The organism is Fusobacterium necrogenes (assembly GCF_900450765.1).
GTDB classification, from domain to species: Bacteria; Fusobacteriota; Fusobacteriia; order Fusobacteriales; family Fusobacteriaceae; genus Fusobacterium_A; species Fusobacterium_A necrogenes.
In genome coordinates this window covers 180,213-193,163 of sequence record NZ_UGGU01000003.1, presented here as the reverse complement: position 1 = coordinate 193,163, position 12,951 = coordinate 180,213, and the positions used below count along the sequence as shown (strand labels likewise).

General features: G+C 24.8%; 14 protein-coding genes. All 14 read left to right on the top strand.

Features of this window, described 5'->3' with window-relative positions; translation table 11 throughout:
- Nucleotides 1–84: 84 nt before the first annotated feature.
- The 14 genes from DYA59_RS01260 (at nt 85) to DYA59_RS01195 (ending at nt 12,858) form a co-directional block, all read left to right on the top strand.
- Nucleotides 85–387: a hypothetical protein gene (locus tag DYA59_RS01260; protein WP_115268590.1), complete on the top strand. Its 303-nt coding sequence runs from the start codon at nt 85–87 to the stop codon at nt 385–387.
- Nucleotides 388–404: 17 nt separating this feature from the next.
- On the top strand, nt 405–599 hold the full coding sequence (locus DYA59_RS01255) for a hypothetical protein (protein ID WP_115268588.1): 195 nt from the start codon (nt 405–407) through the stop codon (nt 597–599).
- A 72-nt stretch (nt 600–671) separates the two neighbouring features.
- On the top strand, nt 672–983 hold the full coding sequence (locus DYA59_RS01250) for a helix-turn-helix domain-containing protein (protein WP_245943700.1): 312 nt from the start codon (nt 672–674) through the stop codon (nt 981–983).
- A gap of 286 nt (nt 984–1,269) precedes the next feature.
- Nucleotides 1,270–2,376 carry a transposase gene (locus DYA59_RS01245; RefSeq protein WP_115268586.1) on the top strand — a complete coding sequence of 369 codons (1,107 nt, stop codon included), beginning with the start codon at nt 1,270–1,272 and terminating at the stop codon, nt 2,374–2,376.
- The gene (locus tag DYA59_RS01240) at nt 2,366–3,355 is read left to right on the top strand and encodes an acyltransferase family protein (protein WP_115268584.1); all 990 of its coding nucleotides are present in this window, start codon (nt 2,366–2,368) and stop codon (nt 3,353–3,355) included. The genes DYA59_RS01245 and DYA59_RS01240 overlap by 11 nt, the downstream gene beginning before the upstream one ends.
- Nucleotides 3,356–3,532: 177 nt before the next feature.
- Nucleotides 3,533–4,861 (top strand): exopolysaccharide biosynthesis polyprenyl glycosylphosphotransferase, encoded by a 1,329-nt coding sequence (locus tag DYA59_RS01235; protein WP_115268582.1) that lies wholly within the window; start codon nt 3,533–3,535, stop codon nt 4,859–4,861.
- Nucleotides 4,862–4,863: 2 nt separating this feature from the next.
- The gene (locus tag DYA59_RS01230; RefSeq protein ID WP_115268580.1) at nt 4,864–5,952 is read left to right on the top strand and encodes a glycosyltransferase; all 1,089 of its coding nucleotides are present in this window, start codon (nt 4,864–4,866) and stop codon (nt 5,950–5,952) included.
- Nucleotides 5,953–6,096: 144 nt separating this feature from the next.
- Nucleotides 6,097–7,257: a glycosyltransferase gene (locus tag DYA59_RS01225; protein ID WP_115268579.1), complete on the top strand. Its 1,161-nt coding sequence runs from the start codon at nt 6,097–6,099 to the stop codon at nt 7,255–7,257.
- On the top strand, nt 7,250–8,440 hold the full coding sequence (locus tag DYA59_RS01220) for a hypothetical protein (RefSeq protein WP_115268578.1): 1,191 nt from the start codon (nt 7,250–7,252) through the stop codon (nt 8,438–8,440). Before DYA59_RS01225 ends, DYA59_RS01220 begins: the two co-directional genes overlap by 8 nt.
- The gene (locus DYA59_RS01215; protein ID WP_115268577.1) at nt 8,424–9,455 is read left to right on the top strand and encodes a GHMP family kinase ATP-binding protein; all 1,032 of its coding nucleotides are present in this window, start codon (nt 8,424–8,426) and stop codon (nt 9,453–9,455) included. The genes DYA59_RS01220 and DYA59_RS01215 overlap by 17 nt, the downstream gene beginning before the upstream one ends.
- 8 nt (nt 9,456–9,463) lie before the next feature.
- Nucleotides 9,464–10,114 carry a D-sedoheptulose-7-phosphate isomerase gene (locus DYA59_RS01210; protein WP_115268575.1) on the top strand — a complete coding sequence of 217 codons (651 nt, stop codon included), beginning with the start codon at nt 9,464–9,466 and terminating at the stop codon, nt 10,112–10,114.
- A gap of 4 nt (nt 10,115–10,118) precedes the next feature.
- Entirely contained in the window at nt 10,119–10,799 is a 681-nt protein-coding gene (locus DYA59_RS01205; RefSeq protein ID WP_115268573.1) for a nucleotidyltransferase family protein, read from the top strand.
- Complete coding sequence (locus DYA59_RS01200; protein WP_115268571.1) at nt 10,796–11,929, top strand: glycosyltransferase family 4 protein; 1,134 nt, start codon at nt 10,796–10,798, stop codon at nt 11,927–11,929. Before DYA59_RS01205 ends, DYA59_RS01200 begins: the two co-directional genes overlap by 4 nt.
- Nucleotides 11,930–11,931: 2 nt before the next feature.
- Nucleotides 11,932–12,858 carry a glycosyltransferase family 2 protein gene (locus tag DYA59_RS01195; protein ID WP_115268569.1) on the top strand — a complete coding sequence of 309 codons (927 nt, stop codon included), beginning with the start codon at nt 11,932–11,934 and terminating at the stop codon, nt 12,856–12,858.
- Nucleotides 12,859–12,951: the final 93 nt, after the last annotated feature.

Here is a 12,951-nt window from a genome sequence, read left to right as displayed (position 1 = left end):
GTATTTGAAAATAAAAAATGATACTATATTTTCATAGAGGATCATGATTTTCTAAAAAAATAAAAAGTAAAGGGAGGAGTTTATATGTCAGCAGTAGTAATAACAGTTCAAAAGGAGATTGAAAGTTTAAAAAATTCTATTAAAAGGGAGAAGGCTGTGGAGTCAAATATCTTTGATATGACAGCAGTGATACAACATATAGCTGAATTAAAAGAGGCTTCAGAACCTATGGCAGAGGAGAGTCCTTATACATCATATGAAGAGTGGCAAGTAGCAGCAGAAAAAGAGCTTAGAGGATATCAAGCTTCACTAGCTACAATAGCTGAAAATAAGCATATACTAGTAGCATTAGAAACATATATTGCCGAACATCCTGAAGGAATTTAAGGTCATAGGGTGAGACAATGGGGAAAATATTAGAAGTAATAATAAAATTTATCAAATACTTTATCTGTAAGTGGTTTGTAACACCAGCAATAGAAAAGATAGTGATACTACTCCTAGAAGAGTTAGTTAAAAGAACTGATAGTAAATTAGATGATAAAATCTACCAATCAGTATTTGAAGGGATAGAAAAAAGAAAAAATGAGAGGGGGTAAGAAGAATAAAGGAGAAAATAATAAAAATTGAAGAAGAATTGATAAGATAAAATATTGAGGAGGATCAGGTTGATGGACTGTACAACTAAGTTTACAAAAAATGAAAAGAAGGTAGAAAAAATTAAGGCTGGAATGAATCATGAGGAATATATCCTCTATAAGTTATCTAAGCTTTCTAATGTGAATAAGGCATTAGCTAAGGATATGGTAAAAAGTTTGGGGGAGTGGACTAATCCAAAGGAGGCAGCTGAATATTTGACAAAGTATATATCTACAATTTATGACAAAATAAATTCAAAGGAGATTTTAGCAAGGAAATTAGGAAATAAATATGTGATTTATACAAAGAGTTTGGTACTGCTGTTAGAAGAAATTAACGATTAAAAAAGCTATTCAATTATATAATTGAATAGCTTGGGAAAAGGTAGTTTTGGTTTTGAGAGACTGACTACCTTTTTTTATTTTTTGGAAAAGTACGCCTTTTGATGAAAAAGCGTACTTTCTTTTACTCGTGAATAACCTATTTTACCCTTTTTTTAAGCATATGTCAAGGAGATTAAGTTTATTAATTAGAATTTTTTTTAAAAAAGTACTAATTTTAGAGTTATTTTTTGATGAAAAATACGCCTTTTCATCAAAAGAAGAACTCGAATGAGGAGGAATTTTAAAAGTGTCTAACTATATAGTCCAATTTCCTTTGAAAGTGGAAAAATATCAAGAGGATATCTTAGAGAAAAGATTTAGGATAGGCAGAGATATATATAATTCACTTTTAGGAAAAATGTTAAAAAAATATGGTGAGATGACAAAAAGAAAAGAGTACAGAGAACTACTACATGAAATAGCTAATAGCGAAGGAAAGAAAATTCTTTACAAGAAATTAGAAGAGATTAGGAAAGAAAATGGCTTTACTGAGTATTCTTTCCACAAAGAAGTAAAGAATATGCAGAAATTTTTTAAAAAGAATATAGATTCATTTACTGCTCAAAAGATAGCTTCACAAGTATGGAGAGCTTTTGAAAAAATGATGTATGGAAGTGGACAGAAGGTTCATTTTAAACAGGAAGATGATTTCAAATCCTTAGAGGGAAAATCTAATGGAACAGGGATTAGATATATAGATGGATATATAGATTGGAAAGGTCTTAAGTTAAAAGTTCTAATTGATGAGGAAAACTACTATGAAAAAGAAGCGCTTAAGAGTGAGATAGCTTATTGTCGTATTGTGAGAAAAAATATTCGAGGGAAACTCAAATACTATACACAGTTAGTTTTTAAAGGTATTCCACCTAGAGAGGTAGATAAGAAAACTGGAGAGTATAGAAATAGAGTTGGAAGTGGTGAGATTAGATTAAAGATAGGGAAAGAGTATCTCATCTATGAAAAAGATGGAAAAGTAAAAGAGGTTGAATTAGCAGATAAGATATATCTACTAGAGCTTAGAAGAAAAGAGCTAATAGAGAAAATAAATAGAAGAAAAAAAGAGGGATTATCAATACTCAGTGTAAGACATAGAAAGCTAGTAGAGGAATTAAAGGAGATATATAGGAAACAAAGTGATGTGAGAAAGTACCAACATGAGTGCTTAAGTAACGAGATATTAAAACTAGGGGATAAGGTAGAGATAGAGGAGTTAGAGAGTGTACAAGAAGAGATTTACTCTAAGGGTAAAGAAAAAAGAGTAAAGATAACTAGGAGTGGGAAAAGAGGAAATAGAGCTCCTAGAATGTTGGTTGAAATTTTAAATAGAAAGGTTGAATATAAGAATGGAAAATAAGAAAATAAGTTTTTTACAAATATTTGGAATAATATTGGTAGTATTAGGACATGCAGAAAATACTAATGGAATAGTATCTAATCTGCATAGATGGATTTACAGTTTTCATATGCCATTATTTATATTCATATCTGGATATTTATTAAAATTTACTACTGAGGGAAGAATAGGAGATATTCAATTAAATACTTTTGTAATAAAAAAGATTAAAAGATTGATAATTCCATATTTTTTAATATCATCTTTAGCATATGTACCTAAGTATCTTTTAGGTAAATTTGCTTTAAGACCACTAGAATTATCAATAAAAGATTATATTTTGAATATGTTATATCCATGGGATAATCCAATTATTTTCTTTTGGTTTCTACCTACTATATTTTTAATAATGTTACTCACAATCGTGTTATATAGAGTTTTAAAAAATAAAACAAAAATAATTTTATTATTATCACTAATAATTAATATAGTTTCAAGTAAATTTTTAGATATAAGATTTTTAAATATAAATGGAGTTTTAAATTATCTAATATTTTTTATATTAGGAGTTTACTATTTAGAAAACGAAAATAAATTTGATGAAATTTTAAAAAGAAATACTTTTGTGTTTATTATAACTTTTACAATTTTGATAATTAATGCTGTAATAATACTTCCAGTTATAAAAATATATAATATTTTTATAGCTGGAATAGGAATAATATTTTCATTGAGTTGTTCAAGAATATACTTAAATTCAGATTATAGTTTTTTAGAGCATTTAAAAGGGAAATCATTTTCAATATATTTATTTTCATGGTTTCCGCAAGTATTTGTAAGAATCTTAGGCTATCAGATTTTGAATTTATCAATGATTATAGTAATGCCAATATCATTAATAATGGGAATATACATTCCTGTTTTAATAAATCTATATATAAAAAATGTTATTCAAAAATATTCAAAAGTAAAGTTTTTGAAATATATTTTTGGACTTTAATTAAAATTAGGTTTTGACATGAACCTAACTAGTAATAGTGAAAACTTCAAATGAAAGAGATTGGGCTATCACTCTTTAGAGAGAGATAGAAAGTCTTGAGTAGTGAGGAGTAAGAAGTGTCAGTACTTTTCATTTGTTAAATAATATAAAAAATAAATTGGGAGTTGAAGAAATACTATGGTAAGGCATACAAGAAACATCAGAATGAGATTAATCTATTTTATTCTACTGTTTATAGTATACAGACAAAGTTTTGTAATTCAAAATTTAAGTCTTAATCTAGCAATGTATGGACTATTTAGCATACTATTTTTTTCATATTACTTAGCTAATACAATGAATTTTGACTCAAGATATCAGAGGGGAAATATTATTTACTCTATTATCTTGAATTTTTTTACGTTTATGATCTTTTTTCTTTTTTACAAAAGAGAAACACTTATCTTCACTTTTGCATTTTATACGATTATACAAACTACCTTGAATTATTTGCTATATAAGAAGGAAGAAAAGGAGAGTAGAGTCCTTATTCTAGATAATGAAAATAGTTATGTTGGAATAATTGAAGATAGTTTAGGATTAAGAGATAACAAATATATATGCTGTGGATATTTAGCTAATGACGTAGTAGATGGAAATAATTATCTTGGAAGATTTGAAGATATCAAAAAGATAGTTGAGGCAGATAAGATAGATACAATAATTTTTGTAAAAGATAAAACACTTAAGCTGTATTCAGATTTGATACTAGAGGTAAAGTTGCGCGGAGTGGAAGTTGTAGATTACTTAAGCTTTTTAGAAAGTATAGAGGGAAAAATAGATGTAGATAAGGTAGATAGCATGTGGGTACTTATGAGTAATGGCTTTGATACCTTAAATAATGATTTTGAGAAAAAACTTAAAAGATCATTTGATGTAGCGCTATCATTTATACTTTTTATCTGTTTTATCCCATTTATGTTAGTGACATATGTGATAGTGAAGCTTGATATAGGAGTTAAATATTTATTTACTAATCCAAAGAAAATATGGGAAAATCCAGCTTTTTTTAAACAAAAGAGAATAGGCTTTAGAGGAAAAGAATTCGAAATTATTAAGTTTAGAAGTATGAAAGTACATGATCCAGATAAGTATTCAAAGTATGCTTCTGAACATGACGATAGGATAACTAAGGTAGGACATTTTATTAGAAAAACAAGATTGGATGAACTACCCCAAGTAATAAATGTACTTAAGGGAGATATGTCCTTTGTTGGACCACGGCCAGAATGGAATGTACTAGGAAAAGAGTATGAAAAGAAGATAAGAAATTATCATTTAAGATATGCAGTACAACCAGGTATAACAGGATGGGCGCAGACAATGTTTACCTATGGAGCATCAGTAGATGATGCAAAGATAAAGTTAGAATATGATCTGTACTATGTAAAGAATAATGGCTTAGTATTAGATATGATTATACTATTTAAGACAAGTAAGATAGTACTATTTGGGAAGGGAATGTAGAAATGAAAAAAAAGATACTGTTCTATACTACTTTTTTGACTCAAGGTGGAGGAATAGAAGTAGTAACAGTAAGATATATGAAAAAATTTCTTAAAGAAGGATATGAAGTTGATTTATATGTTGATTACAATATGGGAGAAGAAAATATTCGAGAAAAAGAGATAGATAAAAAAATAAAAATAAAGTATTTAAAATCTGAAAAATTATCAAAATTGATATATAGATTAAGAACATTAGGTAAAGCTTATAAAATATATAATATTCCAATGTATTTGTTGATAGTTTTAAGTGACTATTTAGTATGGAAAAAAGAAATAAAAGTAGTAGAAAAAGCAAATTATGATATCACTATAACTTTTTTTCAGTATTTACCAAGTTATATAACAAAAATAAAAGGGCCAAAGCATCAAATTTATTTACATGGTTCTGTAACTAGATTTTTTGATGGAATAAGAAAATATTTTAAAAAGAGTTTTTTTAAAAAATTAGAAAAATTTGATGAAATATGCACAGTAAGTCAAGAGATGGGAAATGAACTAATTAAATTAGCACCATATTTAAAAGAAAAACAAAAGACTGTATATAATCCAATAGATGTTGATGAAATACAAAAAAAGGCTTTAGATGATAGCGAATTAACAGAAGAAGAAAGAGTATTAATTAAAAGTAAATATATTTGTAGCGTAGGAAGACTAGACGAAGTAGATAAAGATTTTACAACGCTAATAAAAGCTTTTGGAGAATTAAAAATTGAAGAAAAAATAAAAGAAAAATTAATAATAGTAGGAGATGGTCCAGATAGAAGAAAATTAGAAAAATTAGTGGAAGATCTAAAAATAAAAGATGTAATATTTTTAGGAAAAAAATTAAATCCATACATTTGGATGAAAAATTCAAAATTATTTGTTTTAAGCTCTAAATATGAAGGATTTGGATTAGTTTTATTAGAAGCTTTACTAGTAGGTACAAAAGTAATTTCAAGTAATTGCCCAGTAGGACCAAAAGAAATTTTAGCAAATGGAAAGTATGGAGAATTATTTGAAGTAGGAAATATAGAAGAATTAAAGTCTAAAATAAAATATTTGCAGTAATATAAAAAAGTAAAAAAGGTATATTATAAATATGAAAAAATTTAATATTAAAAAACAATAAAAAATTGGAAGCTACTTTCAAAAAAACTCAGTAAGTATTATTTAAAAATTAGATACAGTAAAAATTGTAGAAAGGAATTAAAAATGAAAAATATATTATATATAAGTTCTACTAATCCAGAATATTCAAATGGTGGTGCTATAGGTACAAAAAAAATAATAGGTATTTTAGAAGAGTTAGAGAGAAATGAAAAAATAAAATGGTATGGAATAATTAATAAAGAAATAAAAAATCAAAATAAGGGAAAATATTTATTAGAAATAGAGAGAAATAAGAAAAAAGCACTTTTATCTAGAATATTAGGATATTCAGAACAACTAGAATTAGCAAGTAAAAAAATATTAAAAGCAATTAAAGAAAAAAATATAAATATAGTAATTTTACAAAACTCAAGATTAGGAAGTATTTCTGAAAAAATTAAGAAAAATTTTCCAAAAATTAAAATAATTCAAAATTTTGATAACTTTGAATACGAATTTTCAACAATGTTTACTAAAAATATGAATAAAACAATTCAGGTTATAGAAAAGTATAATGTTAAAAAGTCTGAAAAAAAAGCTTTACAGAATATGGATTATGGGATCTTTTTAACTGAAAAAGATAAAAAAAGTGTAGAAGAATTTTATAAAATAAAATGCAAGAAATATAAAATAATCCCTATTATTTATAATAATATCTTTACAGAAGAAAAGTATATAAAGAAAAAGAAACAAGTTATATTTACTGGAAGCTTAGATATGGAAGCTAACATAGAAGCTGGATTATTTTTAGTTGAAAATTATAAAAAAATTTTAGAAAAAAAAAGGTTAAAGTTAGTTTTAGCTGGAAGAAATCCTAATAATAGATTGATTAAAAAAATAAAAGAATTAAAAATAGAAACTAAAATCGAATTGATAGCTAATCCAACAAAAGAAGAAATGGAAATACTTCTAAGAGAAAGTTTGATATATATATCTCCTGTATTTGAAGGAAGTGGAATGAAAACAAAAGTTATTGAAGCATTATTTTACGGATTACCAATTATAGCAAGTGAGCATTCTGTAATAGGATATAATAATTTAGAAAAAAAATATGTAAAAGTTTTTAAAAATAGAAATATAGAGGAACTTAATACATTCATTGAAGAATTATTAGAAGAAAAAAATGAAATAAATTTTGAAAAAAATATAAGAGAATATTTTAAAGAAAATTTTTCTACAAAAAAAGTTTTTAAGGAAATAGAGGAGATAATAGATAATGTATAATATCCTAGCTTATGTATATATTTTTTCTTTTATATTTCAAAATATTCAACTTTTAAGAGAATACGGAACTATAACTATGATAGGAGAATACTATCTATTACCTGTCAGTATAATAATATTATATTTTTCAAAAAAAATTAAAAAACATTATATAACTAACTCATATAGTAACTTTATTAAATATAGTTTTATTTTAAACTTATTAGTTAGTATATTAATAATTTTTACTGGTAGAATTTCAATATATGGAGAAAATTCTTTTATAAAAAGTTTTCATATTTTATTAGGAATTATATTTCAATATATTACTTTATTAGCAATGGTAAAAATATTTGAAAAAATAAGGCTAAAAAAACTTAAAAAAATTTTTGAAATAAACTATATAATAATATCTATAATTTTTTTAGTAGAAAAATATATTTTAAATAATGAAGGAAGAATAGTTTTAACTTTTGCTGAGCCTAGTGCTGCTGGATATTATGTTGTTATTTTAGGGATGTTAAATTTATATTTTACTCAAAAAAAAATACTAAAAGTTATTATAGTGGGGACAATGATTTATATGAATTTTTTTATATTATCAAAAGGATCAATTATATGTATATTATTATCAATTATACTTATAGGAACAAAAGAAAAGCAGCATAGATATAAAATAATAATTTTAGCTTTTTTGATAACAATAATAGGGTATGAAAGAGTATTATCACTTTTTCAAAATGATATAAAATATTTTACAAGTATAATAACTAGAAGTTGGTCAATAATCACTGCAGTTATATGTTTTATTCTTTTTCCGATTGGAAGTGGAGGGAGTTACTTAGTATTTTATTCTTTTATAGGTGAGAAAGTAAAAGAGATATTACAGATGAGATATTCTTTTTTTAATTTTACTGAAATAGAATTTATGCTAGATAGTGGGGTTGCATTATCCCCTAAATCTGGTTTTTTCTTTGGTGTTCTTATAGCTGGAATAGGATATTTAAAATTTTCATATAATAATTTCAAATATTTTTTCTTAAAATTAAAAAATGAAAGTATTTTATTAACTTTATTAATATTCTTTTTTACTTCAAATATATTTTATTCATCTGAATTTCAAGCACCTCATCAAATTTTAATATATAGTATTTTTACAAAAATAATTAATGAAAGAAGGAAGTTATATGATAATACGTTCTAAAGCCCCATTAAGACTAGGATTAGCTGGTGGTGGAACTGATGTTTCTCCATATTGTGATAATTATGGTGGAGTAGTTTTAAATGTAACAATAGATATGTATGCTTATTGTACTATTGAACCAATGAGTGATAATAAGATAGTTTTTATTTCAAGTGATAGGAATGAACAAGAGATATTAGAAAGTAAAAATAAATTAGAAATTAATAAAAAATTAACTTTACATAAGGGAGTATATAATAAAATAGTTGAAAAATATAATAATGGTAAACCACTTTCATTTAAGATGACTACATATTCTGATGCACCAGCAGGGTCAGGGTTAGGTTCATCTTCAACAATGGTTGTAGCAATTATAAAAGCTTTTATGGAATGGTTAAATTTACCATTAGGAGAATATGATATGGCTCATTTAGCTTATGAAATAGAAAGAGAAGACTTAAAATTAAGCGGTGGAAAGCAAGATCAGTTTTCTGCAACATTTGGTGGATTTAACTTAATGGAGTTTTTTTCAGAAAATAGAGTGATAGTAAATCCATTGAGAATAAAAAGATGGATAAAGAACGAGATAGAAAACTCCTTGATATTATATTATACTGGTACTTCTAGAGAATCAGCTAAGATAATTGATGAACAAATAGATAATGTAAAAAAGAAATTTGAAAAAAGCTTAGAAGGAATGCATGAATTAAAAAAATCAGCAATAGAGATGAAAAATGCTATTTTAACTGGAAGCTTTGAGGAATTAGCTAATTGTTTAAAAAATGGTTGGGAATCAAAAAAGAAAATGTCTAATTCAATATCTAATCCACTAATTGAAGAAAGATATAAATTTATTATAGAAAATGGTGGAAAAGCAGCTAAAGTTTCAGGAGCTGGAGGCGGAGGATTTATGATGATTCTTTGTGACCCTAAAGAAAGATATAATCTAGTAAAAAAATTACAAAAATTAGATGGAAAAGTAATGCTACCTCACTTTACAGATGAGGGGACACAAGCTTGGACTATTTATAAATAGGAGGAGTAATGAAAGAAACTACAGAAAAGATTATTGAAGAGTTGGGAAATAGATTTTCAAAATTAGTAAATAATATACCAGAAATAAAATTAACTATTGAAGCATTAAAAAAAATGTATTTTTCAAAGAATAAAGTATTGATTTGTGGAAATGGTGGAAGTGCAACTGATTCATTGCATATAGTTGGAGAATTAGGAAAAGGTTTTGTTCTTCAAAGAAATATTCAAAAAGATTCAGAAAATAAATTAAGAGAGTTTTTTCCTAAAGAAGCAGACTATTTTATAAATAATTTACAAGAAGGTGTATCAGCAATTTCATTAGTTAATGAAATTGCTTTAATGACAGCTTATGGAAATGATAAGAACTCAGAGTTAATATTTGCCCAACAAGTGTATGTTCAGGGGAAAGAAAATGATATTTTATTTGCAATAAGTACATCTGGGAATTCTAAAAATATTATTAATGCTATAAAAATAGCTAAGATAAAAGGAATAAAAGTAATTTCCTTGACTGGAAGAGATGGTGGAGAAATAAAAAAACTTTCAGATATAAATATTAATATTAATGAGAAAGAAACTTTTAAAATACAAGAGTATCACTTACCTATTTATCATAATATTTGTCTAGCATTGGAAAATGAACTTTTCGGAAAGGAATAATAACATGGAAGCAATTATATTAGCTGGAGGATTTGGAACAAGATTAAGTAAAGTAGTATCAAATGTCCCTAAACCTATGGCACCAATAAATGAAAGACCATTTTTAGAGTATTTATTAGATGATTTAGATAAAAAAGGAATTGATAGAGTTATATTAGCTGTTGGATATAAAAAAGAAATAATAAAAGAACACTTTCAAAAGAGATATAAAAATATAGAAATTATTTATTCAGAAGAAAATATTCCTTTGGGAACAGGTGGAGCTATAAAAAAAGCTTTAACTCTGTCTAAAACTGAAGATATTTTTATTGTAAATGGAGATACATTTTTTGATGTTGATTTAAAAGAAATGTATAAATTTTATAAAAAAAATAATTCAAATTTAACTTTAGCAATAAAAGAGATGGAAAAATTTGACAGATATGGTTCTTTGGTTTTAGAAGGAAATAAAATTGTAAAATTTGAAGAAAAGAAATATATTGAGAAAGGTTATATAAATGGAGGAGTATATTTATTAAATAGAAATATACTAGATATAAAAAAAGAAGATAGTTTTTCTTTTGAAAAAGATATTTTGGAAAATAAAGATTTAAAAGTAGAAAAATATGGATATAAATCAGAAGGATATTTTATAGATATTGGAATACCTGAAGATTATTATAAATTTATGGAGAAAATAATATGAAAATAATGTATTGTATTCCAGAATTTTATAATTCTGGTGGAATGGAAAGAGTATTAAGTAATAAAATTAATTGGTTTAAAAAAAATACAGAATACGAAATTATTATTATAACAACTGATCAAAAAGAAAATATTTCATTCTATCCATTAAAAAATAATTATACTTTGATTGATTTAAAAATTAATTATTCTAACGACAGAAAAAGATTTTTCCCTATAAGAATTCCAATTTTTTTAAAAAAAAGAAAGAAACACATTGAATTATTACAAAAAATAATAATAGAAAAGCAACCTGATATAATAGTTTCAATGATAGGGCCAGAACTATATTTTTTACCATATTTAAAACTGGGGAAGAGTAAAATTATAAGAGAACATCATTTTAATAAATATGCTAGTTTATTTGCAGAAGAAAGAAAAATTTATAAGTTAAAAAATTTATTTAAAATATATAAAGAAGAAAAAATAATAGAAAAATATGATAGGTTTATAGTTTTAACTGAAGAGGATAGAATACAATGGAAAAATTCTAAAGTTCAAGTCATAAATAATTCTCTATCTTTTTATCCTAAAATAACAAGTACATTGCAAAATAAAAAGGTAATTTCAGTAGGAAGATTAGTTTATCAAAAAGGATATGATTTATTAATAGAAATCTGGAAAAAAGTAGTAGAAAAATATTCTGATTGGATTTTAGATATTTATGGAGAAGGAGAATTAAGAAAAGAATTACAGGAAAAAATAAATAATTATAAATTAGAAAATAATATTTTTTTAAGAGGAAGAGAAAAAAATATTCAAGAAAAATATTTAGAATCATCGATATATATCATGAGCTCACGTTATGAAGGTTTTGGGATGGTATTAGTGGAGGCTCAAGCATGTGGATTACCAATAGTATCTTTTGACTGTCCATGTGGACCAAAAGATATAATAACCAATGAAGAAGATGGTTTTTTATGTGAATTTGGTGATATAGATGATATGGTTGATAAAATTATTTATTTAATTGAAAATGAAGAAAAAAGAAAAATATTTGGAAAGAAAGCTAGAGAAAATTCATTAAAATTTTCAGAGGAAAAAATTATGAAGCAGTGGAAAGAATTATTTGAAAATTTAGTTAAGGAGTAACTATGGATGTTTCAATTATAATTGTTAATTATAATACTTTGGACTTGACTAAAAATACTATTGAATCAGTTTTTGAAAAAACAAAAGGATTAAACTATGAAGTTATTTTAGTAGATAATGCTTCAACAGATGGTTCAATAGAATTTTTTGAAAATAGTTATAAGGATAAAGTTATTTTTATAAAAAATAATGAGAATTTAGGTTTTGGAAGGGCAAATAATAAAGGAATAGAAATAGCTAAAGGAAAGTATATATTTTTATTAAATTCAGATACGTTATTGAAAAATAATGCCATAAAAATATTATATGATTTTATGGAAAAAAATAATAATTGTGGAATATGTGGAGGAAATCTATATACTTTAAATAATGATCCTTTACATTCATTTTTTCCAGATTTACCATATGTAACAATAAAAACAGAAGCTATTGTATATTTGAATTTTATAGAAAAAATATGTAGAAAAATATTGAAAAGAAAAAGAGACTTTAATTATACAAATACTCCTAAAGTAGTTGGATGTATAACTGGTGCAGATATGATGTTAAGGAAATCTATATTGGATAAGGTTGGGATATTTGATGAGGATTTTTTCATGTATTCAGAAGAAATAGAGTTAACATATAGAGTTTATAGAAGTGGATATTTGAGTTATTCTGTTCCAGAAGCTAAGATAATTCATTTAGAAGGAAAATCTATAACTTTTAAGGAAAATAGATTTAGAATGGGATTAGAAAGTAAGTATAAATATTTTTATAAAACATCAAATTTAAAAATATGTAAGTATGCTTATTATATATCTCAATTAGGACATTTACTATCTCTAATTTTAAGAATAAATAAAGATTATTGGAAAATGTACAAAATAAATAAAGAGGAATATAAGAAGTTTTTAGAAAATTATAAAAATTTAAAAAAGAACTATTGATATTAAAAAATAAAATTTTATCAAAGAGCCAAAACAAACTCAAAGGAGACAATTGATATGGAACTAAAATGATACCTATCACCTTTTTATTTC

What these genes read in the sequence shown, in the direction of transcription:
- DYA59_RS01210 (WP_115268575.1), top strand. Translation starts at nt 9,464, where the DNA reads ATGAAAGAAACTACAGAAAAGATTATTGAAGAGTTGGGAAATAGATTT.
- DYA59_RS01230 (WP_115268580.1), top strand. Translation starts at nt 4,864, where the DNA reads ATGAAAAAAAAGATACTGTTCTATACTACTTTTTTGACTCAAGGTGGA.
- DYA59_RS01235 (WP_115268582.1), top strand. Translation starts at nt 3,533, where the DNA reads ATGGTAAGGCATACAAGAAACATCAGAATGAGATTAATCTATTTTATT.
- DYA59_RS01200 (WP_115268571.1), top strand. Translation starts at nt 10,796, where the DNA reads ATGAAAATAATGTATTGTATTCCAGAATTTTATAATTCTGGTGGAATG.
- DYA59_RS01240 (WP_115268584.1), top strand. Translation starts at nt 2,366, where the DNA reads ATGGAAAATAAGAAAATAAGTTTTTTACAAATATTTGGAATAATATTG.
- DYA59_RS01220 (WP_115268578.1), top strand. Translation starts at nt 7,250, where the DNA reads ATGTATAATATCCTAGCTTATGTATATATTTTTTCTTTTATATTTCAA.
- DYA59_RS01205 (WP_115268573.1), top strand. Translation starts at nt 10,119, where the DNA reads ATGGAAGCAATTATATTAGCTGGAGGATTTGGAACAAGATTAAGTAAA.
- DYA59_RS01195 (WP_115268569.1), top strand. Translation starts at nt 11,932, where the DNA reads ATGGATGTTTCAATTATAATTGTTAATTATAATACTTTGGACTTGACT.
- DYA59_RS01225 (WP_115268579.1), top strand. Translation starts at nt 6,097, where the DNA reads ATGAAAAATATATTATATATAAGTTCTACTAATCCAGAATATTCAAAT.
- DYA59_RS01260 (WP_115268590.1), top strand. Translation starts at nt 85, where the DNA reads ATGTCAGCAGTAGTAATAACAGTTCAAAAGGAGATTGAAAGTTTAAAA.
- DYA59_RS01250 (WP_245943700.1), top strand. Translation starts at nt 672, where the DNA reads ATGGACTGTACAACTAAGTTTACAAAAAATGAAAAGAAGGTAGAAAAA.
- DYA59_RS01215 (WP_115268577.1), top strand. Translation starts at nt 8,424, where the DNA reads ATGATAATACGTTCTAAAGCCCCATTAAGACTAGGATTAGCTGGTGGT.
- DYA59_RS01255 (WP_115268588.1), top strand. Translation starts at nt 405, where the DNA reads ATGGGGAAAATATTAGAAGTAATAATAAAATTTATCAAATACTTTATC.